Annotated in this window: 20 protein-coding genes; 12 read left to right on the forward strand and 8 right to left on the reverse strand. The window is 76.9% G+C overall.

Annotated elements, in window-relative coordinates; all coding sequences use genetic code 11:
- Positions 1-11: 11 nt before the first annotated feature.
- Entirely contained in the window at positions 12-1838 is a 1827-nt protein-coding gene (locus tag GWJ10_RS01085) for a glycosyl hydrolase family 18 protein (RefSeq protein WP_163184526.1), read from the reverse strand.
- Positions 1839-1977: 139 nt separating this feature from the next.
- Here GWJ10_RS01085 and GWJ10_RS01090 point away from each other — a divergent pair, with 139 nt between their 5' ends.
- Both GWJ10_RS01090 and GWJ10_RS01095 read left to right on the forward strand, forming a co-directional pair.
- Positions 1978-2703 (forward strand): FCD domain-containing protein, encoded by a 726-nt coding sequence (locus GWJ10_RS01090; protein ID WP_128957543.1) that lies wholly within the window; start codon positions 1978-1980, stop codon positions 2701-2703.
- On the forward strand, positions 2700-3890 hold the full coding sequence (locus tag GWJ10_RS01095) for an MFS transporter (RefSeq protein WP_061266902.1): 1191 nt from the start codon (positions 2700-2702) through the stop codon (positions 3888-3890). The genes GWJ10_RS01090 and GWJ10_RS01095 overlap by 4 nt, the downstream gene beginning before the upstream one ends.
- Positions 3891-3979: 89 nt before the next feature.
- On the opposite strand, the gene GWJ10_RS01100 is transcribed toward GWJ10_RS01095, so the two are convergent.
- Entirely contained in the window at positions 3980-5605 is a 1626-nt protein-coding gene (locus GWJ10_RS01100; RefSeq protein ID WP_241005635.1) for a DEAD/DEAH box helicase, read from the reverse strand.
- Between the two features lie 284 nt (positions 5606-5889).
- Between GWJ10_RS01100 and GWJ10_RS01105 the strand changes: the two genes are divergently transcribed.
- The gene (locus GWJ10_RS01105; protein WP_061266904.1) at positions 5890-6603 is read left to right on the forward strand and encodes a ferritin-like fold-containing protein; all 714 of its coding nucleotides are present in this window, start codon (positions 5890-5892) and stop codon (positions 6601-6603) included.
- 85 nt (positions 6604-6688) lie between these two features.
- Here GWJ10_RS01105 and GWJ10_RS01110 read toward each other — a convergent pair whose 3' ends face one another.
- A complete protein-coding gene (locus GWJ10_RS01110; protein ID WP_034654117.1) occupies positions 6689-6913 on the reverse strand; it encodes a DUF3107 domain-containing protein in 225 nt (74 codons plus the stop codon).
- Between the two features lie 94 nt (positions 6914-7007).
- Positions 7008-7745 (reverse strand): TetR/AcrR family transcriptional regulator, encoded by a 738-nt coding sequence (locus GWJ10_RS01115; RefSeq protein WP_086148870.1) that lies wholly within the window; start codon positions 7743-7745, stop codon positions 7008-7010.
- 66 nt (positions 7746-7811) lie between these two features.
- Here GWJ10_RS01115 and GWJ10_RS01120 point away from each other — a divergent pair, with 66 nt between their 5' ends.
- The 3 genes from GWJ10_RS01120 (at position 7812) to GWJ10_RS01130 (ending at position 15881) form a co-directional block, all read left to right on the forward strand.
- The gene (locus tag GWJ10_RS01120; protein ID WP_241005613.1) at positions 7812-8777 is read left to right on the forward strand and encodes a DUF3152 domain-containing protein; all 966 of its coding nucleotides are present in this window, start codon (positions 7812-7814) and stop codon (positions 8775-8777) included.
- Between the two features lie 64 nt (positions 8778-8841).
- Positions 8842-12297, forward strand: coding sequence for a PD-(D/E)XK nuclease family protein (locus GWJ10_RS01125; protein WP_346773810.1), 3456 nt, complete (start codon positions 8842-8844; stop codon positions 12295-12297).
- Positions 12294-15881: an ATP-dependent DNA helicase gene (locus GWJ10_RS01130; protein ID WP_346773811.1), complete on the forward strand. Its 3588-nt coding sequence runs from the start codon at positions 12294-12296 to the stop codon at positions 15879-15881. Before GWJ10_RS01125 ends, GWJ10_RS01130 begins: the two co-directional genes overlap by 4 nt.
- Positions 15882-15893: 12 nt before the next feature.
- Here GWJ10_RS01130 and GWJ10_RS01135 read toward each other — a convergent pair whose 3' ends face one another.
- Complete coding sequence (locus GWJ10_RS01135) at positions 15894-16814, reverse strand: phosphotransferase (protein WP_085388334.1); 921 nt, start codon at positions 16812-16814, stop codon at positions 15894-15896.
- Between the two features lie 121 nt (positions 16815-16935).
- On the opposite strand from GWJ10_RS01135, the gene nudC reads away from it, so the two are divergent.
- Complete coding sequence (gene nudC, locus GWJ10_RS01140) at positions 16936-18063, forward strand: NAD(+) diphosphatase (protein WP_241005614.1); 1128 nt, start codon at positions 16936-16938, stop codon at positions 18061-18063.
- Positions 18064-18183: 120 nt separating this feature from the next.
- Here the strand turns inward: nudC and GWJ10_RS01145 are convergent, their stop codons facing one another.
- Entirely contained in the window at positions 18184-18450 is a 267-nt protein-coding gene (locus tag GWJ10_RS01145; protein WP_076405151.1) for a mycoredoxin, read from the reverse strand.
- 126 nt (positions 18451-18576) lie between these two features.
- Between GWJ10_RS01145 and GWJ10_RS01150 the strand changes: the two genes are divergently transcribed.
- The 3 genes from GWJ10_RS01150 to GWJ10_RS01160 all read left to right on the forward strand — a co-directional run bounded on the left by GWJ10_RS01150 (position 18577) and on the right by GWJ10_RS01160 (position 21563).
- Positions 18577-20631: an ATP-dependent DNA helicase UvrD2 gene (locus tag GWJ10_RS01150; RefSeq protein WP_163184531.1), complete on the forward strand. Its 2055-nt coding sequence runs from the start codon at positions 18577-18579 to the stop codon at positions 20629-20631.
- Positions 20632-20797: 166 nt separating this feature from the next.
- Entirely contained in the window at positions 20798-20953 is a 156-nt protein-coding gene (locus GWJ10_RS01155; RefSeq protein WP_163184532.1) for a hypothetical protein, read from the forward strand.
- Between the two features lie 250 nt (positions 20954-21203).
- Positions 21204-21563 carry a WhiB family transcriptional regulator gene (locus tag GWJ10_RS01160; protein ID WP_206153811.1) on the forward strand — a complete coding sequence of 120 codons (360 nt, stop codon included), beginning with the start codon at positions 21204-21206 and terminating at the stop codon, positions 21561-21563.
- On the opposite strand, the gene GWJ10_RS01165 is transcribed toward GWJ10_RS01160, so the two are convergent.
- The gene (locus GWJ10_RS01165; RefSeq protein ID WP_163184534.1) at positions 21537-22637 is read right to left on the reverse strand and encodes a ThiF family adenylyltransferase; all 1101 of its coding nucleotides are present in this window, start codon (positions 22635-22637) and stop codon (positions 21537-21539) included. The two genes, GWJ10_RS01160 and GWJ10_RS01165, sit on opposite strands and share 27 nt — an antisense overlap.
- A 235-nt stretch (positions 22638-22872) precedes the next feature.
- Here GWJ10_RS01165 and GWJ10_RS01170 point away from each other — a divergent pair, with 235 nt between their 5' ends.
- On the forward strand, positions 22873-23478 hold the full coding sequence (locus tag GWJ10_RS01170; protein ID WP_241005615.1) for a YgjP-like metallopeptidase domain-containing protein: 606 nt from the start codon (positions 22873-22875) through the stop codon (positions 23476-23478).
- Positions 23479-23491: 13 nt separating this feature from the next.
- On the opposite strand, the gene GWJ10_RS01175 is transcribed toward GWJ10_RS01170, so the two are convergent.
- Entirely contained in the window at positions 23492-25084 is a 1593-nt protein-coding gene (locus GWJ10_RS01175) for a zinc-dependent metalloprotease (protein ID WP_163184535.1), read from the reverse strand.
- Positions 25085-25249: 165 nt separating this feature from the next.
- Between GWJ10_RS01175 and GWJ10_RS01180 the strand changes: the two genes are divergently transcribed.
- Positions 25250-26266, forward strand: coding sequence for an NAD-dependent epimerase/dehydratase family protein (locus GWJ10_RS01180; RefSeq protein WP_171467622.1), 1017 nt, complete (start codon positions 25250-25252; stop codon positions 26264-26266).
- Positions 26267-26334 lie beyond the last annotated feature (68 nt).

Raw genomic sequence — 26334 nt, forward strand, 5'->3', positions numbered from 1 at the left:
TGGCCCGCTCGTCAGGGCCAGTACGCGTCGAAGCTCCGGGAGAACTCGCCGCCGTTGAAGCGGTCCCAGTTGATCGACCACGTCATGAGGCCGCGCAGCCCCGGCCAGCGCCCGTGGGCCCGGTACGACCCGCAGCCCGTGCCCTTCGTGAGGCAGTCCAGGGCCTGGGCGACCTGCGCGGGCGGGGTGTGGCCGTTGCCCGCCTGCGTGCTGGCCGGCAGGCCGATCGCGACCTGGTCGGGGCGCAGCGGGGGGAACATCTTCGTCGTGTCGCGCGCGACCGGGAAGCCGGTGAGCAGCATGTCGGTCAGTGCGACGTGGAAGTCCGCGCCGCCCATCGAGTGGTACTGGTCGTCGAGCCCCATGATCGGCCCCGAGTTGTAGTGCTGGACGTGGAGCAGCGTCAGGTCGTCGCGCAGGGCGTGGATGACCGGCAGATAGGCGCCGCAGCGCGGGTCCTGGCCACCCCACGGGCCGGAGCCGTAGAACTGGTAGCCGTTCTGGACGAAGAAGGTCTCCGGCGCCATCGTCAGCACGAAGTCGTCGCCGTACCGCGCCGTGAGCGACTTGAGCGCGGAGATGAGGTTGACGATCACGGGGGTGGTCGGGGAGCGGAAGTCCGTGTCTCCCGGGTTCAGGTACAGGGAGTGCCCCTCGAAGTCGATGTCGACCCCGTCCAGCCCGTAGGTGTCGATGATCGAGCTCACGGAGGCGACGAACGCGTCCCGCGCGGCGGTCGTCGTGAGCTGGACCTGGCCGTTCTGCCCGCCGATCGACAGGAGCACCTTCTTCCCGGCCGCGCGCTTGGCGGCGACGGCGGCCTTGAACTCCGCGACCGACTCCACGTTCGGGCACTCGGTCCGCGGGCAGAGGCTGAACCGGATGTCGCCGGACGTGACGCTCGTCGGCTCGCCGAACGCGAGGTTGATGACGTCCCACGAGTCCGGGACGTCCGCCATCCGGACGTAGCCCGAGCCGTTGGCGAACGACGTGTGCAGGTAGCCGACGAGCGCGTGCGCCGGCAGCCCGGCGCCGGGTCCGCCCCCGGTGCCGCCGGTCGCCGTGGTGACGGCGACGGCGGCGGAGCGGGGCGACTCGCCCGCGCCGTTGGTCGCGGTGACCTGGAAGGAGTAGGCGGTGGCGGCGGTGAGCCCGGAGACGGTGGTGGACGGGGCCGTGGTCGTGGCGACGCGCGTGCCGTCGCGGTAGACGGCGTAGCCGGTGGCGCCGGCGACGGCGCCCCAGGTGAGGGGCACGCTGGTGGCGGTGGGCGTCCCGGCGGTGAGGCCGGTCGGGGTCGCGGGCGGCTGCGCCGCGCCGCCGCCCGGGCCCACGAGGCTGACGTCGTCGACGACGTAGGCCGGCTGGCCGTACCAGCCGTGCACGAAGACGGTCGCGGACGTCGCCGTCGCGGTCGTCGTGAAGGTCACGCTGAGCCGCTGCCAGGTCGCGGCCGAGGGCGTCCAGGTAGTGACGTCCTGCGCCGTCGCGCCGCTCGCCCCGAGGTACGCGTAGGAGCCCTGGACCCACGCGCTGAGCGTGTAGGTCGAGGAGGGCCGGACGGCGACGGTCTGCGAGCAGCGCGCGGTGTCGGTCCCGGCGGGCGTGGCCCGGAGCGCCCCGCTGCCGGTGCGGACCGGGCTCGTGACCTGCTGCCCCGTGGAGCCGGAGCAGGTCCACCCGGACAGTCCGGACTCGAACCCGCCGTTGACGGCGAGCTCGGTGTCCGCGGCCGCGGCGGTCGTGGTGCCGGTGAGGAGCGTCCCGACGAGCGTGGCGGAGGCGACGAGGGCGAGGAGGCTGCGCAGTCGTCGGCGTCGTGACGGGGTGGGGTCCATGGTGGTCTCGCTTTCGTCGTCGAAGGAGCGGTCCTGTCGCAAGGTCCTCGCGGTGCCGCGCGCTGGTCAACCCCCGTACGCGAGACCCCGTACGCCCCGTCTCGTCACCGAGCCAAACAGGGGATGTTAGGTTCTTTCGGTGGACCAGCCGATCATCCCTCCCCGCAAGGTGTCGGAGCTCGTCGTCGAACGGCTCATGCAGCGCGTCGAGCGCGGGGAGTGGCCCGTCGGCACCCGCATCCCGGCCGAGCCGGAGCTCGTCGCCGAGCTCGGCGTCGGGCGCAACACCGTGCGTGAGGCCGTGCGCGCGCTCGAGCACGCCGGGATCCTCGAGCCGCGGCGCGGCGACGGCACCTACGTGCGCGCGGCCGACGGGCTCGACGCCGCCCTGACCCGGCGGGCCCGCACCACGGACGCGCTCCACGTGCTCGAGGTGCGGGAGATCCTCGAGCGCGGCGCGGCGCGTGCCGCCGCCGGGCAGGCCGACGCCGACGCGCTCCACCGCCTCGACGCGGCGCTCGCCGCCCAGGTCGCGGCGCGCGACGGGGACGAGCAGGCCTTCCAGGCCGCCGACGTCGCCTTCCACGGCGAGGTCGTGCGCGCCGCGGGCAACCCGCTGCTCGCCGACCTCTACGACGGGCTCGACCACGCGCTCGTCCGCACGCTCCCGGCCGGCGGGCAGCGTCGGCACCACCGCGACGTCCCCGGTCACGCGGAGGTCGTCGCGGCGGTCCGGGCGGGTGACGCCGAGGCGGCCGAGGCCGCCGTCGTCGCGACGATCGACGCCGTGCGGGCGCAGCTCGTCGAGGCCGCCGCGGACGGTCCCGGCCGCGCCGACGCCGACGCCGGCGAGGTCGAGGCGTGAGCGGGCTGCGCCGTCCGCTGGGGCTGGCCGCCGTCGTCGCGATCGTCCTCGCGGCGCTCAACCTCCGGCCGGCCGTCGTCGCGATCTCGCCCGTGCTCGGCGAGATCCGCACGGACCTGGGCCTCAGCGCGACGGCGGCGGGCGTGCTCACGACGCTCCCCGTCCTGTGCTTCGGGCTCCTCGCGCCGCTCGCGCCCGTGCTCGCGCGGCGCTGGGGGCTCGAGCGCGCGCTCTTCGTGAGCCTCGTGCTGCTGTGCGTCGGCTTCGGGCTGCGCCTCGTGCCCTCGACCGCGGGGCTGTTCGCCGGGACGGTCGTCGCGGGGTGCGCGATCGGGCTCGGGAACGTGCTGCTGCCCGCGCTCATCAAGCGCGACTTCGCCGACCGCATCGGTCTCATGACCGGCCTCTACTCGATGGCGCTCTCCGGCGGGGCGGCGCTCGCGGCGGGCCTGACCCTGCCGGTCGCGTCCGCGGCCGGTCTCGACTGGCGTGGTGCGCTCGCGACCTGGGGCGTCCTCGCCGTGCTCGGGGCGATCGTCTGGGTGCCGCGCGCGCTGCGGCCCGACCCCGCCGGCACGGTGACGTTCGGACCCGGCACGGGACCGGCCGCCGCTCGGTCGGCGGTGTGGCGTTCCCCGCTCGCCTGGGCGGTCACCGTCGTCATGGGCATGCAGTCGCTGTCGTTCTACGCGGTCAACGCCTGGCTGCCCGAGATCATGGTCGCGCTCGGCCGGACGCCGGAGGCGGGGGGCTGGCTCCTCGCGCTGTGCAACCTCGCGGGGATCGTCGGCTCGTTCGTGACCCCGGTCCTCGCCGGGCGCATGCCGCGCCAGCGCGGCATCGGCCTCGTGCTCGTGGTCCTCGTCGGCTCGGGGCTGCTCGGGCTCGCCGTCGCGCCCGGCGCAGCGGCGCTCTGGGTCGTGCTCGTCGGCCTCGGGCAGGGCGGCGGGATCAGCCTCGCGCTCACCCTCATGGCGCTGCGGGCGCGCGACGCGGCGCACACGTCCGAGCTCTCCGGCATGGCGCAGAGCGCCGGCTACCTGCTCGCCGCGACCGGCCCGCTCGGCCTCGGGCTCGCGCACGACGTCACCGGCGCGTGGACCCTCCCGCTCCTGCTCCTCGTCGCCGCGGCGGCCGTCCAGGGCGTCGCGGTGTGGTTCGCCGGGCGCGACGCGCACGTGCACTGACCCCGGACGCGACGGACCCCGGGTCGCGTCCCCACGGTCTGGTGACCGTGGGCGCGCGACCCGGGGTCCGGCGTCGGGCCGTGGAGCGGCTACTCGGCGGGCTGGGCGGTCGCCTCGGCGCCGCCGCCCTGCTGCTCGACCGGGCGGCCGCCGCGCGTGCGGCGACGGCTGCGGGACCGACGGCGGCGCTCGCCGCTCTCGGTCGCCGGGGCGCCCTCGGACGCCTCGGTGCGCTCGCCCTCGGCACGAGCGCCCGTGCGCTCGGTCTCGCCGCGACGACCGCCCGAGCGGCCCTGACCCCCGGACCGGCCCCGCTCGCCCTCGGAGCGGCCACGACCGCCGTCGGACCGGCCGCCCTGGCGCCCGCGCGACCCGCCCGCGGGCGTGTGCCGCTTGCCGGTCTCGCCGAGGTCCTCGATCTCCTCCGCCTCGAGCCCCGCGAGCGTGCGCCGCTCCTTGGGGAGGCGGCCCTTCGTGCCCTCGGGGATGTGCAGGTCGGTGTACAGGTGCGGCGAGCTCGAGTACGTCTCGACCGGCTCGGGGATGCCGAGGTCGAGGGCCTTGTCGATGAGCGACCAGCGGGGGATGTCGTCCCAGTCGACGAACGTCACCGCGGTGCCCTTGTTGCCCGCGCGACCGGTGCGGCCGGTGCGGTGCAGGTACGTCTTCTCGTCCTCGGGGCACTGGTAGTTCACGACGTGCGTGACGTCCTCGACGTCGATGCCGCGCGCCGCGACGTCGGTCGCGACGAGCACGTCGATCTTGCCGTTGCGGAACGCGCGCAGCGCCTGCTCGCGCGCCCCCTGGCCCAGGTCGCCGTGGATCGAGCCGGCCGCGAAGCCGCGGTCGACGAGCTCGTCCGCGACCTTCGCCGCGGTCCGCTTGGTCCGCGCGAACACGATCGTGCGCCCGCGGCCCTCGGCCTGGAGGATGCGCGCGAGCATCTCGACCTTGTCGAGCGCGTGCGCGCGGTAGACGACCTGCTCGATGTTCTTGACCGTCTGGCCGCCGTCGTCCGGGTCGTTCGCGCGGATGTGCGTCGGCTGCTTCATGTAGCGGCGCGCCATCGAGACGACGGCGCCCGGCATGGTCGCCGAGAAGAGCATCGTGTGCCGCTGCGCAGGCGTGCGCGCCAGGATCTTCTCGACGTCGGGGAGGAACCCGAGGTCGAGCATCTCGTCCGCCTCGTCGAGGACCACGGTCGCGGCGCGCGTGAGGTTGAGGTGGCCCTGGTTCATCAGGTCGATCATGCGGCCGGGCGTCCCGACGACGACCTCGACGCCGCGCGTCAGCGCCTCGACCTGCGGCTCGTAGGCGCGACCGCCGTACAGCTGGACGATGCGCACCGAGCGGCGCTTCGAGGCCGTGGTGAGGTCGTTCGCGACCTGGACGGCGAGCTCGCGCGTCGGGACGACGACGAGCGCCTGCGGTTTGCCGGGGGAGGGCAGCTCGTCGAAGCCGGGCTCGCCCGGGGCGACGACGCGGTGCAGGAGCGGCACGCCGAAGCCGAGGGTCTTGCCGGTGCCGGTCTTGGCCTGGCCGATGATGTCGTGGCCGGACATGGCGACGGGGAGCGTCATCGCCTGGATGGGGAAGGGCTGGACGATGCCCGCGTCGGAGAGCGCGTCGACGATCTCCTGGCGCACGCCGAAGTCCGCGAAGGTCGTGTTGTCCGCGTGGACGCTCGCGGCGACGGACGTCGCGTCCGCGCTCACGTCCGGCGTCGCGTCGGTGGTGGTGGCGTCTGTGGTGGTCACTGGTGCCTCTGTCTCGTTCGGGCACGCGCGACCGTCGGCGGGCCCGTCGGGGCCCGGAGCCGGGGAGGTTCCCGGTCGCGGTCGTGCGCACCTCGTGGCCGGCAGCCGATCGTGGGATGTCGTGGCCAGGCCCGCGCTGCGGACCGTGCCGTGCCGTCGTCGTACGCGTGACGAGCGTGAGGTCTGGACGACCGGGCAACCGATGTACGTCGGCCATGATATCGGAGAACTATCCTGGCCCGATGAGCGACGCCGAGCACGCGAGCCCCACGACCCTGCCCCCGGCGGACCACACCGACGCGGTGGAGCTGCTCGGCCTCGTCGCGTACACCGAGCTCGCGAGCTTCGGGCGCCTCGCGGGCGACGCCGCGCACGCGCCCACGCTGCGCCAGCGCCAGGCCCTGTCCCGCCTCGCGGCCGCGATGCTCGACCGGCAGGAGCGCGTGCTCGTGCGCGTCGAGGAGCTGGGCGGCGACCCGGCGGACTGCATGAGCCCGTTCGACGGCCTGTTCGACGACTTCGACGCGCGCACGAAGCCGAGCACGTGGTGGGAGGGCATCCTCAAGGGCTACGTGGGCCAGGGCGTCGCGGACGACTTCTGCCTCCTCGCGGCACAGGGTCTCGACGAGCGCTCGCGCGACGTCGTCGTGGAGGCGCTCACGCACGACACCCCGTCGCAGCGCTACGCCCCGGTCATCGCCGAGGTCGCCGCCGAGGATCCGGTGCTCGCGTCGCGCCTCGCGCTGTGGGGTCGGCGCCTCGTCGGGGAGGCGCTCGGCGTCGTCGGCGACGTGCTGTCCAGGCGTCCCGCGCTCGCCCGGCTCGTGGCGGCGGGGGCCGAGCCGGTCGCCGCCGGCGGCGGGAGCGGGCCCGCGCCCGCGACGCAGTCCTGGGTGTTCGCGCGCCTCACGGCGGAGCACTCCCGGCGGATGGACCGCCTGGGCCTCGCGGCATGACGAAGCCGCCGCCGCGCCCGGGGGCGCGACGGCGGCACGTGACGGTCGGGGCCCCGAGGGTCGCCCGACGCTCGGACCTGCAGGCTCAGAGCGAGCCGAAGCCGACCCGGCGCTGCTCCTCGGTGCCGATCTCGACGTAGCCGAGCGACGCCGTCGGGACGATCACGCGGCGACCGCGCGAGTCGGTGAGCTCGAGGGCGGGGGCGCCGCCGAGCGCGTCGGCGACCGCCGTGGCCACGGCCTCGGCGGTCAGGTCCGTGTCGACGACGATCTCACGGGCCAGGTTCTGCACACCGATCGTGACTTCCACTCAGCTCTCCTCACAGCGGCTGCGCCAGGCGCAGCGACGACGGGCCTCGGGCCGCCGGCGGGCGTCCCACCGGCGACAACGCGATCGATAGTAGTCAGATTCCCGTCGCCGACCCGCCGGGCGCGCTGGGGGCGCCCGACAGCGGCCGCCGCAGCATGCCGCGCACCCCGCGCCACACGAGGCGCGGCACGAGCCGGGTGACGTCGTCGGCCGTCGCGCCGCCGTCCGGGCGTACGACCTCCGTCGCGGCGGCCCGCCCGACGGCGGTGCACGTCCGGGCGACGACGAGCGCCTCGTCGGCGTCGAGGTCCGTGATGCGCACGAGCACGTCGGCGAACGCGCCGGCGATCGTCGTGTCCGGCGCGAGCACCCGCGCCCGGACGACCGGGTCCCGCATGACGTCGGACTCGAAGAGCAGCGCGGCCGAGCGGCCCGCCGCGCGCGCGTACGCGACGTAGGCCCGCACGATGCCCTCGATCACGGCGAGGCCGTCGACCGCGAGGGCGTCGAGGTCGCCCGCGCGGTTCCCCGGCGCGGGCTCGCGGAACGGGTCCAGCGTCGCGTGCACGGCTCCCACGAGGCGTTCGCCCTGGTCGTCGACGATCGCGAGGTAGAGGTCGAGCTTCGACGGGAAGTGCCGGTACAGCACGGGCTTGCCGACCCCGGCACGGTCGGCGATGTCGTCCATCGAGATGTGGTGGTAGCCGTGGGAGGCGAAGAGCTCCTCGGCGATCGTGAGGAGCTGCGCGCGGCGCTCGTCGCGCGGCATCCGGGTGCGCAGTCCCGGGGGAGCGGCGGCCGCGCCGCGCGTGCGTCCCTCGGTGGCTCCCATGGGGGGAGGATACGGAAACCGCGGTTCGTGTCGACCTCGCGTCGCGAGGAGTGGGACGATGGGCGGGTGCCCGACAGACATACCCCCCCGAACCGCCTCTCGACCGCCCGTGCCGGGGGTCGCGCGACGGGTCTGCGGCACGGGGCCGCGGTCGCCGCGTGCCTCGTCGTCGGCCTCGGCGGCGGTGCGGCGACGGCGGAGGTCTGGGACCTGGGCGGGGCGGCGGGCACCGCGGCCGCTCCCGCCGCAGACGTCCGCGTGGAGCCGCCGGCCCCGGAGCGCGACGAGTCGGCGGCCGTGAGCCGGTCGTCCGTCGAGCGCGCGGGCGCCGTCGAGCGGGGCCCGGGCCTCCTCGGTCCGATCGCGCCGCGCCCGGACGCGGTCACCGCGCCCGAGCCCGTCCCGACGACGGCGCCCGAGCCCCTCGCTAAGCCGGCACCCGTCGAGACGCCCGAGGCCCCGGTCGCGGAGCCGGGCTCCGGCCTGCTCGGGACGGTCGTCGTCGCGCCGGACCTCGGCGGCTCGCTCGTCGTCGTGCCGGGGGAGAGCCCCGCGCCCGGGACGGGCACCGTCCGTTCCGTCCGGGTCGAGGTCGAGGCCGGGCTCCCCGTCGACGGCGACGTGTTCGCCGCCGCGGTGCTCACGACGCTCAACGACCCGCGCGGCTGGTCGGTCCCCGACGGCGTGACGTTCTCGCGGACGGCGGCCGACGACGCGTCGATCCGGGTCGTGCTCGCGAGCCCCGCGACGACCGACCGCCTGTGCGCCCCGCTGGCGACCGAGAGCCGCTACTCGTGCGGGAACTCGGTCACGGGTGCTGCCGTGCTGAACTTCGAGCGCTGGGTCCTCGGGGCGCCCGACTTCGGCGACGACCTCGCCACGTACCGGCAGTACCTCGTCAACCACGAGGTCGGGCACGTGCTCGGCCACGGCCACGAGGACTGCCCCGCGCCGGGCGCCGTCGCCCCGGTGATGGTCCAGCAGTCCATCTCGGCCCAGGGCTGCCTGACGAACGGCTGGCCCGTCCCGTAACCACCCGGCGCCACGCCACGCCGGGCGCACGACGGTGTGGGTGGCGCGTGATGGGATCGGGTCCGTGCCCCGGACGACGATCGCCCCCCGCCTCGTCGCGCGGCCTCGCGAGCTCGAGGCCGACGCGGTGCTCGACGACTCCCAGCGCGCGGCGCTCGCCGCCGCGGCCGGCCCCGGGGCGACCCTCGTGGTGGGCGCACCCGGGACGGGCAAGACCCTCGTCGCGCAGGAGGTCGTGCTCGCGGCCCTGCGCGACGGCGTCGCGCCCGAGCGCGTGCTCCTCCTCGCCGCGTCGCGCCGCGCCGCCGCCGCGCTCCGTGACCGCCTGTCGGCCCGCGCGCGCCGCACGGTCGGCGCGCCTCTGGTGCGCACCGCCGCGTCCGCGGCCTTCGCCGTCCTGCGCGAGCGCGCGGCCGCGCTGGGCGAGCCCGCCCCCACGCTGATCTCCGGCCCGGAGCAGGACCTCGTGCTCGCCGAGCTCCTGGAGGGCCACCTCGACGGCGGCCTCGCGCACCTCGGCACCCCGCTCGCGCTGCCCGCGGGCCTGCCCGAGGAGGCGCTCGGTCTCCGGGGGCTGCGCCAGGAGCTCCGCGACCTCCTCATGCGCGCGGCGGAGCGCGGCCTGACCCCGGCCGACCTCGCCGCCCTCGGCGAGCGCTACGACCGCCCGGAGTGGTCGCTCGGCGCCCAGCTCTTCGCGGAGTACCTCGACGTCACCGCCCTGCGCACGGGCACGCCCGACGCCGGGTCGCGGTTCGACCCGGCGATCGTCGTCGACGAGGCCGCGGAGGCCCTGCTCGCCTGGGACGACGAGGTGCCCGACGCCGCCCGGCCGCGCTGGGACCTCGTGGTCGTCGACGACTACCAGGAGGCGACGGTCGCGACCGCGCGCCTCCTGCACGTGCTGCACGACGACGGCGCGCGCCTCGTGCTGCTCGGCGACCCCGACGCCGCGGTGCAGACGTTCCGCGGCGCGAGCCCGGGGCTCGTGGGCCGGGCGTCCGCCCCGGCCCGGCGGGACGGCGCGCGCCGGGGCGAGCTGGGCGCGCGCGTCGCCGTGCTGGGCACCGCCTGGCGCCAGAGCGCGCCGCTGCGCGAGGTGACCCGCCGCGTGACCGCGCAGGTCGGCACCGTCGCCGGAGCGGTGCACCGTGGCGCCGCGCCGCGGGACGCCGACGGGCGTCCGGGCGAGGCGGCCGACGTCGGCCCCGGCGTCCCGCCCGTGCAGGTCGCGGTGCTCTCGGCCGTCGCGCAGGAGGCCGCGTTCGTCGCCCGCGAGCTGCGCGCGGAGCACCTGCTGCACGGCACCCCCTGGCACCGGATGGCCGTCGTCGCGCGCACGGGGACGCGGCTCGCGGCGCTGCGCCGCGAGCTCGTCGCCGCCTCGGTCCCCGTGACGCTGCTCGGCTCCGACGTCCCGCTGCGCGACGAGCCGGCGGTCGCGCCGCTCCTCGCGGCCGTGCGCGTGTGCGTCGCCGACGCGGAGGACCCCGAGGCCCTCGACCCGTTCACCGCGGCGGCGCTGCTCACGTCGCCCGTGGGCGCGCTCGACGTCGTCGCGCTGCGCCGTCTGCGCCGCGCGCTGCGGGCCGAGGAGCTCGAGGGCGGGGGCGGGCGCTCGTCCGACGCGCTGCTCGTCGAGCTGCTCCTCGACCCGGCGCGCGCCGCGACGCTCCCGCCCACGGTGCGTCGCGGACCGGTCGCGGTCGCGCGGGCGCTCGCGGCGGGGCGGGCTGCGGCGGCGGAGCCCGGCGCGACGGCGCAGACGGTCCTGTGGGCGGTGTGGGCCGCGACCGGTCTCGCGGAGCGCTGGCGCTCGGCGGCGCTCGACGGCGGCCCCGCCGGGGCGCGCGCGGACCGTGACCTCGACGCGGTGCTCGCGCTGTTCCGCGCCGCGGAGACGTTCGTCGACCGCATGCCGGGCGCGCCCGCCGGGGCGTTCGTCGAGTACCTCGCCTCGCAGGACCTGCCCGCCGACTCGCTCGCGGCGAGCGCGAGCGGGGCCGACGCCGTCGCGGCGCTCACCCCGGCCGGTGCGGCCGGGCGCGAGTGGGACGTCGTCGTGGTGGCGGGCGTCCAGGACGGCGTGTGGCCCGACCTCCGGCTGCGCGACTCGCTGCTCGGCTCGCAGGCGCTCGTCGAGCTCCTCGCCGGCCGCGCCCAGGACGCGCACGGGGTCGGTTCGCAGGCGCGCGCCCAGGTGCTCGCCGACGAGCTGCGGGCCTTCGTCGTCGCGACGTCGCGTGCGACGCGTCGCCTCGTCGTGACGGCCGTGCAGGACGCCGAGGAGGCGCCGTCGGTGTTCTGCGACCTCGTCGTGCCGCCGTCGGCGCCCGAGGGCCCCGACGGCACGGACGGTCCCGACGGGCGTGGTCCCCAGGACGGCCCGGGCGCACCCGCGGCGGGCGCCGGCCCGGTACCCGCCGGTCCCGCGGCGAGTTCCGGTCCGGCGCCGGTCGGACGCGCACCCGTCGGCCCGGGGCTCGCGGACGTCGGGGGCGGGCAGGTCGAGCCCGCCGAGCGGAGGCACGTGCGCGTCGGGGCGCCGCTCGACCTGCGCGGGCTGGTCGCCGCGGCCCGTGGCGTCCTCGTCGAGGCCGCGGCGCGCGAGGCCGGCGGCGCCGGAGCGTCGGGGCCGGACGAGCGCGCCGTCGCGGCGGCGACGCTCCTGGCGGACCTCGGTGCGCTCGGCGTCGCGGAGGCCCGCCCGGAGACGTGGTACGGCGTGGCGGGCGTGTCGAGCACGGCGCCGCTGCGCGGTGCGGAGGAGACCGTCACGGTGTCGCCCTCGAAGGTCGAGACGGTCTCGACGTGCCCGCTGCGGTGGTCGCTCGAGGCGGCCGGCGGGACGGCGCCCGACGCGACGCACCAGAGCCTCGGCACGCTCGTCCACTCGATCGCCGAGACCCACCCGTCCGGGTCGCTCGCCGAGCTGCGCGCGGAGCTCGACCGCCGGTGGGCGGAGCTCGCGCTGCCCGACGGCTGGCCTGCGCGCCAGCTCCGGCGCCGGGCCGAGCGCATGGTCGAGAAGCTCGCGGCCTACGTCGCGCAGGCGGGCGAGCCGCTCCTCGTCGAGCCGTCGTTCGACGTCACCGTCGGCCGCGCCCGGCTGCGCGGCACGATCGACCGGGTCGAGGCGGCGGGGGAGGGCTCGGTGCGCGTCGTCGACCTCAAGACCGGTCGGCGCACCGCGACGAAGGCGGAGGGCGCAGAGCATCCCCAGCTCGGTGCCTACCAGCTCGCGGTCGAGGCGGGCGCGCTGGACGTGCCGGAGGGCACGCGCAGCGCGGGCGCGCAGCTCGTCTACGTCGGGAGCACCCACGTGGGCCCCGCCGTCGTGGCCCAGCCCGCGCTGGAGCCGGAGCCCGACGGCTCGAGCTGGGCGCGCGACCTCGTGGAGGAGGCCGCCGGCACCATGTCGGCGGCGACGTTCACCGCCCGCCAGAACGGGCTGTGCGAGATGTGCCCCGTGCGCCGGGCGTGCCCGGTGCAGCCCGAGGGCAGGAGGGTGGTGGCGTGAGCAGCGAGCTGTTCGAGCTCCCGGAGGCGGGCGCGAGCGGGCCGACGGTGCGTCTCGTCGCGGCCGACGGCCTCCCGGTCGAGAGCGCCGACGCCCCGGGCGACGGGCACCGGGCGGCGGAGCCGCCGAAGCCGACGCTCTCCGCGACGCGGATCGCCGACCTCCTCGGACGTCCCCGCCCGACCCCGGAGCAGGTCGAGGTGATCGAGGCGCCGCTCGAGCCGACGCTCGTCGTCGCCGGGGCCGGCTCGGGCAAGACGGAGACGATGGCGGCGCGCGTCGTCTGGCTCATCGCGAACGAGCTCGTCCCGCCGGACGCGGTGCTGGGCCTCACGTTCACGCGCAAGGCGGCGGGGGAGCTCGCGGAGCGCGTCCAGGTGCGGCTCGCCCAGCTCGCGCGCGCCCGGGGCGGGGCGGCGTCGGCGCTCTCGCTGCTCGACCGGCCGACCGTCGCGACGTACAACGCGTACGCCGCGTCGCTCGTCGGCGACCACGGGCTGCGCGTCGGCGTCGAGCCGGGGGCCCGCCTCCTCGGCGAGGCGCAGCAGTGGCAGCTCGCGTCCGAGGTCGTGGAGTCCTGGGACGACGACCTGGGCACCGACCGCGCGCTGAGCACGGTCGTCGCGGCGGTGCTCGGCCTCTCCGGCGCGCTCGGCGAGCACCTCCTCGACCCCGCCGAGGCGCGGGACCGCCTGGCCGAGATCGTCGAGCAGCTCGACGCACTCCCGCTCGGGCCGCGGCAGAAGGCCCGGACCAAGGAGGTCGAGAAGCTCGTCGGCGACGTCGCGGAACGGGTCCGGCTGCTCGACGTCGTCGCGGAGTACCGCCGCCGCAAGCGCGCGACCGACTCCCTCGACTTCGGCGACCAGGTGGCGCTCGCGGCGCGGCTCGCGCGCGAGGTGCCCGTGGTGGGGGAGACCGAGCGCGCCCGCTTCCGCGTCGTCCTCCTGGACGAGTACCAGGACACGTCGCACGCGCAGGTCGAGCTCCTCGCGGGGCTGTTCGGCGGCGGGCACCCCGTGACGGCCGTGGGCGACCCGCACCAGTCGATCTACGGGTGGCGCGGCGCGAGCGCGGGCGGCCTCGCGCGGTTCCCCGACCGCTTCCCGCGCGCGGGCGGCGACCGCTCGGCCGTGCGCTTCCTCTCGACGTCGTGGCGCAACGACGCCGCCGTCCTCGCGACGGCGAACGTCACGGCCGGTCCGCTGCGCGGTGCCGTCGCCGGCGGCCGGGGCGACCGGGTCGAGGTGCCGCCGCTCGCGCTGCGCCCCGGCGCGGGCCCGGGCGCGGTCGCCGCGCACGTGGCGGCGACCGCCGAGGAGGAGGCCGCGGCCGTGGCCGAGCGCGTCGCCGCGCGCTGGCGCCCGGCGAGCGCGCCCGGGGGGCGCGTCACCGCGGCCGTGCTGTGCCGCAAGCGCAGCCAGTTCGCGGCGGTCGAGGTCGCGCTGCGGCGGCGCGGGCTCCCCGTGGAGGTCGTCGGACTCGGCGGGCTGCTCACGACGCCCGAGGTCGTCGACGTCGTCGCGCTGCTCGAGGCCGTGCACGACCCCTCGCGCGGCGACGCGCTCGTGCGTCTCCTCACCGGCCCGCGGCTCAACCTCGGCGCCGCCGACCTGCACGCGCTCGGGAGCCGCGCGGCGGACCTCGCGCGGCTCGAGGGCGCGCTCGGCTCGCGCCGTCGCACCCCCGCCGCGGAGGACGCCGAGTCGGGGCTCGTGGTCGTCGAGGGCGACGTGGCCGACCACCGCTCGATCGTCGACGCGCTCGACGACCTCCCGGACCCGGGCGAGCCCGCGGCGGACGGGCGCACGCTCTCCGCCGAGGGCCACGCGCGGCTCTCGGCGCTCTCCCGGACCCTGCGCGCGCTGCGCGGTCTCACCTACCTGTCGCTGCCGGAGCTCGTCGTCGAGGCGGAGCGGGCCCTGGGCCTTGACGTCGAGGCCGTGACGAACGAGGCGCTGCTCGCGTCGCGGCGGCTCGTCGACCCGGAGGCCGTGAGCGACCGGGCCCGCGAGCACCTCGACGCGTTCCGCGACGTCGCCGCGACGTTCACGCAGACGGCGGACGTCGTGACGCTCGGGGCGTTCCTCGCCTGGCTCGGGGTCGCCTCGACCCGGGAGAACGGGCTCGACCTGCCCGTGCGCGAGCCCGACCCGGACGCGGTGCAGGTCATCACCGCGCACGCCGCGAAGGGTCTCGAGTGGGACGTCGTCGTCGTGCCCGGGCTCGTGGACGGCGTGTTCCCCACGACGGCGCAGTCGTCGTCGGGGGTGCGGGCCGACAGCGGCTGGCTCACCGACGTGAGCCAGCTCCCGTACCCGTTGCGCGGCGACGCCGCCGACCTGCCGGAGTTCCGCTTCGACCTCGCGGCGGACACGAAGGAGCTCGTGGCGCGGCGCGACGAGTTCCGCGCGGCGAGCGGGGAGCACCAGCTCGCCGAGGAGCGACGGCTCGCCTACGTGGCCTTCACGCGCGCGCGGCGCGAGCTGTACCTCACGGCGTCCTGGTGGCAGACGGGCTCTCGGCCGCGCGCGCTGTCGCCGTTCCTCGTCGAGCTCGTCGAGGCGGGGGTCGTGACGGCCGACGGGTGGTCGGCACCTCCCGGCCCCGACGACTCCAACCCGCTCGAGGACGTCGAGGTGACCGGGACGTGGCCCGTGCCCGACGACGCTCCCGGCGGGTCCGCGCGGTCCGTCCTACGGGACACGGCGGTGGCCGTCGAGCGTGCGGCGGCCGAGCGTGCGGCAGCCGAGCGTGACGCGGCAGGACGTGGCGCGGCGGACCGCGCCGCGCCCGCCGGGGCCGGGGCGGTCGACGCCGTGCCCGGGCGGGGGAGCGCGGACGGCACGGGCGGCCCCGCCGGTCTCACGGCGCCGTCGGGAGTCCTCGTCGACGCCGAGGGCCGTGACCTCGTCGCGCTCGCGCGCGTCCTGCTCGCGGAGCGCGCCGAGCGCTCGGGCCGGGAGGTCGAGCTGCCGGCGCACGTCTCGGCGTCGAGCCTCGTGCGGCTCGCGGCGGACCGCGACGAGTACGCGCTCCACCTGCGCCGCCCGGTCCCGGTCGAGCCCACGGTCCACGCGCGCCGGGGCACCCGGTTCCACCTGTGGGCCGAGCGCTACTTCACGACGTCGTCCCTGCTCGACGTCGAGGACCTCCCCGGGGCGGACGACGACGACCTCGACCCCGACGCCGACCTCGAGACGCTCCAGCGGACGTTCCTGGCCTCGGAGTGGGCCACGCGCACGCCGGTCGCGGTCGAGGTCGACGTCGAGACGCCCGTCGGGTCGACGGTCCTGCGGTCGCGCATCGACGCGGTGTTCCCCGAGCTCCCGGAGCACGCGGGCGGGGCGCGCGACGCCGTCGTGGTCGTCGACTGGAAGACGGGGCGTGCGCCGTCCGACCCGGAGGCGCGCAGCGTGCGCGAGGTGCAGCTCGCGGTCTACCGGCTCGCGTGGTCGCGCTGGACGGGGGTGTCGCTGGAGAAGGTGAACGCCGCGTTCTACTACGTCGCGTCCGACGAGACCGTGCGTCCGCGCCGGCTGCTGGGCGAGGCCGAGATCGAGGCGCTGCTGGTCGCCGACTGAGCCGGCGACGCCTCAGTCGTCGGCGTCCTGCGTCGCCTCGTCGAGGTCGGCCAGCATGTCGAGCGCGTCGGCCACCACGTCGTCGAGCCCGTTGCGCACGCCGTGCAGGAGCCAGCGCGCGAGCGCGAGCTCGCCGACGAGGAGCGCACGGTCCAGCAGGTGCTTGTCGGTGAGCTCGGTGCGGCGCAGCTGGTACGCCTCCATGATCGAGTCGACGGCCTCGGGCGGTGCCGAGACGAGCAGCCACGCGAGGTCGTCGGCGGGGTCCGCGACGCGCGCGCTCGCCCAGTCCGTCACCGCGACGACGCGTCCGCGGGCGACGAGCACCTGCTCCGGGCCCAGGTCGCCGTGCACGACGACCGGCTGGAACCGCCACAGCGAGACGTCCTCGAGCGCGGTCTCCCAGCGGCGCAGGAGCGTCGGCGGCACCTTGCCCGTGGCCGCGGCCTCGTCGAGTTCCGCCATGCGGCGCGCGCGGTACTCCTCGACCTCGTAGCCCGGCAGGCCGGCGTCGTCGACGATCGTGCGCGGCAGCTCGTGGACGGACGCGAGCACGCGGCCCAGGTCGGCCGCGAGGCCCGGTCCGGGCCGCAGGCTGTCGACGTCGAGCGGCTCGCCCTCGAGCGCCGGGTGCACGACGGCCCGCCCGCCCTCGGGCAGGAGTGCGGTGCCGCTGACGCGCGGCACGGCGAACGACAGCACCCCCGACTCGGCGTAGTGCTGCAACGAGCCCAGCAGCTCCGCCTCGGCCTCGAGCGCGGCGCCGGCCTGGAGGCTGCGGGGTGCGCGCACGGTCCAGCGGGCGCCGTCGGCGTCGGTCACGACGGCGGTGTCGTAGTCGCCCGGGTCCTCGACGGGCCGCGCGCTGCGGGCGTCCAGGCCGGGCACGGCGGCGGTCGCGAGCGCGGCGAGGGTCAACGGAGAGCGAGGCACGCGACCACGGTAGTCGGTCCCCGCACGCGCCCGGTCGACCCACGCCGTCCGACGCCGCACCCCGCGCGACGGCGCCATGCGCAGGCGGGTGGCACGCTCGGGGGTGGCCTACGGTCGGGGGGTGAGCACCCCTGCCGCCCGGCCGTCGTCGGGCACGAGCGACCCCGCCGCGGCCCCGGACCGACCCACGGCCACGCCGACCGACGCCCCGACCGACACCGGCACCGGCACGGGACCCGGGCCGGGCGCCCTGCCGCGCACCCCGCTGGACCACCTCCCGCTGCCGCTCGACGGCGCGTTCGTCGACCGCGCGGAGCACCGCCGCGCGGAGCCGGACCTCGTGCGCACGCTGCGGTCGCAGCCGACGACGCGCGTCCTGCTGGTCCACCGCGGCCGGCTCGCGCTCGGGGGCCCGGGCGCGGCGGACGGCGTCGCCCTCCTGGACCCGGCCGAGCTGCGCGACGTCGAGCCGGCGACCGACGACGACCAGGGCCGCTGGCTCTTCCTCGGCGAGGGCGACGGCACGGCGTACCTCGCGCTCGTCCTGCCGGACGACGCCGACGCCGAGGAGGTCGACATCGAGGGCGTGGACGCCTCCGAACCGTTCGCCGTGCTCGCGCGCGAGCGGACGTGGTCGGGGCTGCGGGACCTCGTCGGCGAGGTCGGGGCGCCCGTCGCGGGGCTCGCGACGGAGGCCGTCGCGCTCGCGGCGTGGCACGCGAACCACCCGCGCTGCCCGCGCTGCGGCGGCCGGACGACCGTCGAGAAGGGCGGCTGGACGCGCCGCTGCGTGGCCCAGGGCGTCGAGCTGTACCCGCGCACGGACCCGGCGGTCATCATGACGGTCGTGCACGGCGAGGGGGCCGACGAGCGCCTGCTGCTGGGGCACGCGGCGCACTGGCCGGAGCGGCGGTTCTCGACCCTCGCGGGCTACGTCGAGCCCGGGGAGTCGCTCGAGAACGCGGTGCGGCGGGAGGTCGCGGAGGAGGCGGGCGTCGTCGTCGGCGACGTGGCCTACCGGGGGAGCCAGCCCTGGCCGTTCCCCGCCTCGCTCATGCTCGGGTTCTCGGCGCGCGCGCTGACGACCGAGCTGCACGTGGACGGCGTCGAGCTCACCGACGCGCGCTGGTTCACGCGGGCCGAGCTCGCCGACGCCGTCCGGTCGGGCGAGGTGCTGCTGCCGGGCCGGTCGTCGATCGCGCGGGCGCTCGTCGAGGACTGGTTCGGCGCGCGCCTCGCCGACGACTGAGTGCGGCTCAGGGCCGCTCAGGGCGGCGGGAGGCGCGACGCACCGCCGTCGGGCCGTCCGTGCTCGGGGACGTGGAAGGGCCCGGTCCGGACGTCCGGACCGGGCCCTCCCACGACCGCGTCAGGCGGCGAGGCGCTTCTTGACCTCCGCGAGGGACGGGTTCGTCGCGGCGGAGCCGTCCGGGAAGACGACGGTCGGCACGGTGCGGTTGCCGTCGTTGACGGACTCCACGAACTCGGCGGTGCCGGGCGTCTCCTCGATGTTGACCTCGGTGTAGCCGATGCCCTCGGAGTCGAGCTGCGTCTTGAGGCGGCGGCAGTACCCGCACCAGGTCGTCGAGTACATGACGATCGAGCCGGCGTCGGGAAGGGTCGGGGCGGTGCTCATCGAGGGCTCTCCTGCTGCGGTTCCGGGCGGCGCGTGCCGCGGGCGGTCGGGTCGTGACGGTAACACCGGGGGAGCGCGGGCTGTTCCCCGCCCACGTGTCACCGGGGGCTGCGAGAATCGCGGGTGATGTCCACGCCACCGGTCTCACGCCCGCTCGCCCACCGCTCCGCCGACGAGATCCTCGACGCGCTCGACCCCGACCAGCGCGACGTCGCGGTCGCGCTGCGCGGGCCCGTGTGCGTGCTCGCCGGCGCGGGGACGGGCAAGACGCGCGCGATCACGCACCGCATCGCGTACGGGGTCCGCACGGGCGTGTACGTGCCGACGAGCGTGCTCGCCGTGACGTTCACGGCGCGCGCGGCGGGCGAGATGCGCACGCGGCTGCGCGAGCTCGGCGCGACGGGCGTCCAGGCGCGCACGTTCCACGCGGCCGCGCTGCGCCAGCTCGGCTACTTCTGGCCCAAGGTCGTCGGCGGGGCGCCGCCGCGCATCCTCGAGCACAAGGCGCCCGTCGTCGCGGAGTCGGCGCGGCGGCTCGGCGTCGGGGTGGACCGCGTCGCGGTGCGGGACCTGTCGTCCGAGATCGAGTGGGCCAAGGTCTCGCTCGTCACCGCCGACGACTACGTCCGGGCGTGCGAGGCGATCGACCGCGAGCCCCCCGCCGGCTACGACCACCAGACCGTCGCGCGCCTCCTCACGGCCTACGAGGACGTGAAGACCGAGCGGTCGGTCATCGACTTCGAGGACGTGCTCCTCATGCTCGGCGACATGCTCGCGACGCAGGGCTCGGTGGCCGACGAGGTGCGGCGCCAGTACCGCCACTTCGTCGTCGACGAGTACCAGGACGTGTCGCCCCTGCAGCAGTTCGTGCTCGACCAGTGGCTCGGGGGGCGCGACGAGCTGTGCGTCGTCGGGGACCCGTCGCAGACGATCTACTCGTTCACCGGCGCGACGCCGCACCACCTGCTCACGTTCTCGCGCACGCACCCCAAGGCCCAGGTGATCCGCCTGGTGCGCGACTACCGCTCGACGCCGCAGGTGGTGAACCTCGCGAACCAGCTCCTCGCGCGCGCGGGCCGCGCGGGCGGCGCCCACCAGGCGCTCGAGCTCGTCGCCCAGCGGCCGGCCGGGCCGCCCGTCGCCTTCACCGCGTACGACGACGACGAGGCCGAGGCGAGCGGGATCGCGCAGCGCATCGGGCGGCTCCTCGCCGCGGGCACGCGCGCGAGCGAGATCGCCGTGCTCTACCGGACCAACGCGCAGTCTGAGGCCTTCGAGTCGGCGCTCGCCGACGCGGGCATCGGCTACCTCGTGCGGGGCGGGGAGCGCTTCTTCCAGCGCAAGGAGGTGCGCGACGCGATCGTCCTCCTGCGCGGCGCGGCGCGCTCCGCCGACCCGGACGTCCCCATGCCCGAGACGGTGCGCGACGTCCTGGCCGCCGCGGGCTGGGCCCCGGCGCCGCCGGCGGCGCGGGGCGCGGCGCGCGAGCGCTGGGAGTCGACGCAGGCGCTCGTCGCGCTCGCCGACGACGTCGCGGGGCTCGCCGCCGCGTCCGACGCCCCGCCCCCGACCGTCGCGGCCTTCATCGCCGAGCTCGACGAGCGCGCCGCCGCTCAGCACGCCCCGACGGTCGAGGGTGTCACCCTGGCGTCGCTGCACGCGGCCAAGGGGCTCGAGTGGGACGCCGTCTTCCTCGCGGGGATGAGCGAGGGGCTCATGCCGATCTCCCTCGCCGAGACGGACGAGGCGGTCGCGGAGGAGCGCCGGCTGCTCTACGTCGGCATCACGCGGGCGCGCGAGCACCTCGAGCTCTCGTTCGCGCGCTCGCGCAACCCGGGCGGCCGGGCGACGCGCCGCCGCACGCGCTTCCTCGACGGGCTCTGGCCCGACGAGCCCGGCGCGCGCGGGACGCGGCGTGCTCGCGCCGGGCAGGCGAAGGTCCGGCTCACGGGGGAGTACGACCAGGCGCTGTTCGAAGAGCTGCGCGAGTGGCGTCGCCAGGTCGCGCAGGAGACGGACAAGCCGGCGTTCACCGTGCTCGTGGACTCGGCGCTCGCCGCCATCGCCGAGACGCGCCCCACGAGCCCGGCCGGGCTGGCGCGCATCAACGGTCTGGGGCCCGCGAAGATCGAGCGGTACGGGGCCACGATCCTCGAGATCGTGCGCCGCGCGGAGCGCTGACGAGGCGCTCTGCCCGGCCCTCGACGAGGGCCGGGTGAACTCGTCGAAGAAATTCCCGTAAATAAGTTGTGCCTCCTGCGAGGGGCGGCATATGGTCGACGAGTCCTGTTGGGAAGGGGCGCGCCGAGAGGCGGGCGCCTGATGGAGAGAGGGGGTGGGAGAGCTGATGAACAACCAGATCGCCATGGCGAACCTGCTGGATCAGGCGTCCGTGTACACGGGCACGCCAGGAGAGCTCCGTCCGCGTGCCATCGCGCACCGCGGCGGCACCTTCATCGCCCGCCCCGCTCCCGACTCCGCCCCCAGGACGAACCCGGTCTGACCGACCGGAACCTTCCAGGCCGCGGAGTCCCTCTAGGACCCGCGGCCTTCGTGTTCTCCGAGCACGTCCGCCGATGAGGATCACCGGCACCACCCGTCTCCACGAGACGGGGCCGCTGTCCTCAGGGTCCTGTGACGACGACGTTCACACCCACGACAGGACATCACTGGAGGACATCGTGCGGCTCACCGCGCTGCTCGACAACATCACCGCTCAGGGGGGATCCGGCCCCTGGGTCCCCCACCAACCGCTGGCCACGCCGCTCGGCGAGAACGACTCCGCGGAGTTCGACCGCCTGCTCGCGGGCCTGCTGCCCTGCCGCACCAACGACCCGGAGCTCTGGTTCGCCGAGCGCACCGCCGAGGTCGAGGAGGCCAAGGCCCTGTGCCGCACCTGCCCGCTCGTCGAGGGCTGCCTCGCCGGTGCGGTCGAGCGCCGCGAGCCCTGGGGCGTCTGGGGCGGCGAGGTCTTCGTGGACGGCGTCGTGGTCGCGCGCAAGCGCGGCCGCGGCCGTCCGAGCAAGGCCGAGGTGCTCGCCCGCGAGGCCGAGCGCCAGGCCCACGAGGCCGCACGGACCGAGGCGTCAGTCGGCGCCTCGACGGCGGCCTGACATGGGCAGCGGCGCCCCGTCCGGGGGCGTGCGCGCCAGCTCGCCGCACCCGCAGCGCGGGTGGCGGCTCGACCCGCGCAGCCGCGGCACGGCATCGGGAGCAGGAATCTCGATGCCGGCCGTGGCTGCGCGGGGCACCAGCCCGTCCAGGGCTGCCAGGACCTGACCGAGCGCGACGGCCGCCGCCGACGCCGCGAGGAGCGTCTCCTCGCCCCGGTGCACCGACGCCTCGCGCAGCTGTCGCGCGACCTGCGGCCAGCAGGGGTCCACGTCCGCGCGGTGCAGGTCCGCGCACGTCAGGCACGGGTCGAGCCCCGGTCGGACGAACGGCCCGACCACGACGTCGGCCTCGCGCACCACGACCGACAGGTGCGCGACCCCTGCACCCACCAACCTCCGGACCCGGACCGGGTCCGCGGCTCCGTGCTCGACCACGACGACGACGTCGGGCGCGGGTGCCCGTGCCTCCTCCGGCGTGACCGGGGTCGAGGCCGTCACGACGCCCGGGGCGACCTCCTCGACGATCCGCCGCACTGCGCCCTCGCGCGGCGACCCGACGTCCCGCAGCCGGTACGCCCCGCCTCCGACGTCCGTGGCGAGCACGGTGCCCGGGTCGTCGAGCACGAGCACGCCCACCCCCGCGGTCGCGAGGTGGATGGCGAGCGCGGCACCCACCCGGCCGAGCCCGACGACCCCGACCGTCGCCCGGGCGCGCGCCGCGAGGACGCGGTGCCCCGCGCCGTCGGGCAGCAGGGCCGACAGCACCGCGAGATCCGCCGCGCCGTGACCCGGGGCGGGCGACGCCGGCCGGCGCCGACGCGCCGCCACGAGGAGGTGCGCCTCGTCGAGCAGGCGGACGAGCGCGGCGCGGCGCGTGCGCTGCGCCGGGGAGCCCGGGACGTCGGGTGCGTCGCCGCGCCGAGCGGGCCCGGCGAGCGCGCGCAGCCAGCGCTCGTCGTCGGCATCGAGCCCGGTGAGTCGCACCGACCACCGGGGGTCGGAGCCGACCTGCACCTCGCCGGGGCCGCGCCGCAGGAGCGGCGCCTCCGGTCGCAGCACACGTCGTCGCTGCACGGCTCCTCCGTCCGTCGTCGTCCGGGCGCCCGACCGGACGCCCGCCGTCAGCCTGGCACGGCCCCGAGGCGCGCCGACGGTTGTCCACAGGCTCCTCGCGATGGTCCCGCGGGGAGGATTTCTTTGCCGTCGCCACAGGTCTCCACGTCGTCCGCTCGACCGAACGTCGCGGGAGAGCGCGCCACTCCGGGCGCGCCCCTGCCATTTCGTGGCGAGAACCACTACGGTCTGAGGCGTGGTCCGGGAGACGATCGTGGAGGTTCGGCGCAGCCGCCGACGCAAGAGCACGGTGAGCGCCTACCGCGACGGCGAGCGCACGATCGTCGCGATCCCGGCGCGGTTCACGCGCGCGCAGGAGCGCGAGTGGGTCCAGCGCATGCTCGACCGCCTCGCCGACTCCGAGCGTCGGCGGCGGCCGTCGGACGCCGAGCTGGCGCGCCGCGCCGTCGAGCTGTCCGACAAGTACCTGGACGGCCGCGCCCGCCCCACGAGCGTGCGGTGGGCGGGCAACCAGGACCGCCGCTGGGGCTCGTGCACGCTCATCGACGGCACGATCCGCATCTCGACGCGCGTCCGGGGGATGCCGTCCTGGGTGCTCGACTACGTGCTCCTGCACGAGCTCGCGCACCTGCTCCACGCCGGCCACGGCCCGGGGTTCTGGAAGCTGCTCGAGGCCTACCCGCGCACGGAGCGGGCGCGAGGGTTCCTGGAGGGTGTGTCGTTCTCGCGCGACGCGGACCTCGAGCCCGACGACGCGGACCTCGAGCCGGACGACGCGGACGTCGAGCCGGGGGACGGCGCCGCGGAAACCGCGGCACCGCCCGCCGACGCCGGGGACTGACGTCCGGGTCAGGTCAGCGCGGCACGCCGCCCTGGCCGGTCGCGTCGCCCGTCCCGCCGTCGTCCGTCGGTCCGGCTGCGTCCGAGTCGTCCGCGGGCGCGTCGTCCGCCGGGGCGTCGTCGTCCGAGCCGTCGGCCGTCGCCGGCCCCGGCTCGGTGGTGGGCGATCCCTCCGCGGCGCGGAAGATCTCCTCGAGCGCGCGGTCGACGTCGGCCTCCTCCGCGCGGGTCGCGGCGCGCCGGCCCTCGTAGCCGGACGGGTCGTCGAGGTCGGTCCCGTCGGGGAGCAGGTCGGGGTGGTCCCACACCGCGTCGCGCGCACCCGCGCCGGACTGCGCCGCGATGAGCGCCCACAGGGCGGCCGCGTCGCGCGAGCGCCGCGGGCGCAGCTCGAGGCCGACGAGCGTCGCGAACGTGTGCTCCGCGGGCCCGCCCGCCGCCCGACGACGGCGCAGCATCTCCCGCAGCGGGACGGCGTGGGGCAGGTGGGGGAGCGCCGCGACGGCGGTCACCTCGTCCACCCAGCCCTCGACGAGCGCGAGCGTCGTCTCGAGGCGCAGCAGGGTCGCCTGCTGCTCGGGCGTGTTCTGCAGGCCGAAGACGCCGCCTGACAGCGCGCGCTGGAGCGCGTCGGTGTCCGCGAGGTCGACGTCGGCGAGCTGCGACTCGAGCGCGGAGAGGTCGATGGTGATGCCGCGGGCGTAGGCGTCGACGAGCCCGCGCAGGTGCCCGCGCAGCCACGACACGTGCGTGAACAGGCGCGCGTGGGCGGCCTCGCGCAGGGCGAGGAAGAGGCGGACCTCCTCGGCGGGGGCGTCGAGGCCCTCGGCGAACGCCGCGACGTTCGTCGGCAGGAGGACCGTCGCGGGCCGGTCGAGCAGCGGCAGCCCGACGTCGGTCGCGCCGAAGACCTCGCGCGAGAGCGTCCCGGCGGCCTGGCCCACCTGCATGCCGAACACCGCGGAGCCGAGGCGCCGCATGAGCGCGGCCGGGTCGCCCGCGGGCAGCCCGAGCGCACCGGCCGGCAGACCGGGCAGCGTGAACCCGACGCCCGGCAGGGCCGAGGTGTCGTCCCCCATGCCCTCGGGGAGCTGGTCGCGCAGGACCGTGGCGAGCGCGTCCGCGACGGAAGCGGCGACCGGGGCGACGAGCTCGTTCCACGCGGGGAGCGTGTGCTCGACCCACTCGGACCGGCTCCACGCCTGGCTCTTCCCGCCCGACGGCGGCAGGTCGGTGACGGCGTCGAGCCAGAGCTCGGCGACGGACAGCGCCTCGGTGACCGCGCGCTGCTGCGCCGGCGAGATCGACGGGTCGCCCTCGGCGACGGCGACCTGGCGCGCGACGTCGTGCGAGACGTCCGTGTTGACCGGGCCGTCGCTCGGCGTCGAGAGCATGCGCTGCACCTGCGCGAGGACGTGCTGGAAGAGCTGTGGGTCGGCCGCGCCGCCCGCGGCGAGCGCCTGCGGGTCGAGCCCGCGGGCGCGCAGCTCGCGCAGCGCCTCGTCGGCGTCGGGCCCGAGCATCGAGCGGAGCAGCTCCTCGAACCGCGGGTCGAAGGGCGTGTCGTCGTCCGGTCCGGGCGTGCGGTCGGGGGGAAGGCTGCTCATGGCGACTCCTCACGGTAGCGTCGGTGATCACCGTAACCACGATCGAGCGCCGAGAACGGGGGCTGGGCCATGTCCGAGGGCCGGGTTCGCTCACGGCGCAGCGAGGCGCTCCCCGCGGCGGGCGAGCCCCCGGCCGGTCCGGGGGAGGACCCCACGGCGAGCACGGTGACCGCCCCGGCGGACGAGGTCGCCGACCCCGACCCGGTGGTGGTCGTCGGCGTCGGGCAGGTCGCGGACGCGGTGCGCGCGGGCCTGGGCGCCGCCGAGGCGTCGCCCGTGGACGCGCTCGTCTGGCCCGCCGGGGCGCGACGGCTCGTCGTGGTCGCGCCCGCGGGGGAGTTCGGGACGCCGCGCGCACGGACGGACGCCGAGCAGCGCGCGCGCCTCGCGCTCCTGGGTCGGCGCGCGGGGGAGGCGGCGGTCGCGGCCGGGATCGAGCACGTCGTCGCCGTGTCGTCGGCCGCGGTGCACGGCGCGTCGCCCGAGCGGGGCGTGATCGACGACGACGACCCCGTGGCCGCCGACGACGGGCCCGGCTTCGCGGGTGACCTCGTCGCGTTCGAGGACGCGCTGCGCGACGCGCTCGACGGGGTGCCGCTCGCGCTCGTGCGGCCGGCGGTCGTCGTCGGCCCGGGCGTGGACACCGTGCTCACGCGGCACTTCGAGGCCCCGCGCCTGCTCACGGTGCGCGGCGGCGGCCGCACGTGGCAGCTCGTGCACGTCGACGACGTGGTGGGCGCGGTGCGCGTCGCGCTGGACCAGGGTCTCGTCGGCGGACTGACGGCCGGGCCGGTGCGCGACGGCGAGCCCGACGCGCTCGACTCGGAGACGGTGGCCGCGGCGGCCGGGATGCGCACGGTCCAGCTCCCGCCCGCGACGGCGTTCGGCACCGCCGAGCGGCTGCACCGGGTCGGTGCGCTCCCGTCCCCGGCGAACGACCTCGCGTTCGTCGTGCACCCGTGGTCGGTCTCGGCGCGGCGCCTGCACGACGCCGGGTGGCGCCCGGAGTGGTCGGGCGCCGCGGCGCTCGAGGTGCTCCTGGCCGAGGTGCGCGGCCGCACGGGTGTCGGGGGCCGCCGGTTCGGCGGCCGGGACGCCGCGGCGCTCGGCGCGGCCGGGGCGGCCGTCGCGGTCCTGGGCACGGCCGCCGTCTGGCGGCAGGCCCGCTCGCGCCGCCCGTAGGGGCGGCTCCCGGGCGGTGTCCCCGCCGTCGGCAGGGAGATCCCAGCAACCTCGGGGATGATGTCCCG

This window comes from Cellulosimicrobium sp. SL-1, from assembly GCF_011033075.1.
Taxonomy (GTDB): Bacteria; Actinomycetota; Actinomycetes; order Actinomycetales; family Cellulomonadaceae; genus Cellulosimicrobium; species Cellulosimicrobium funkei.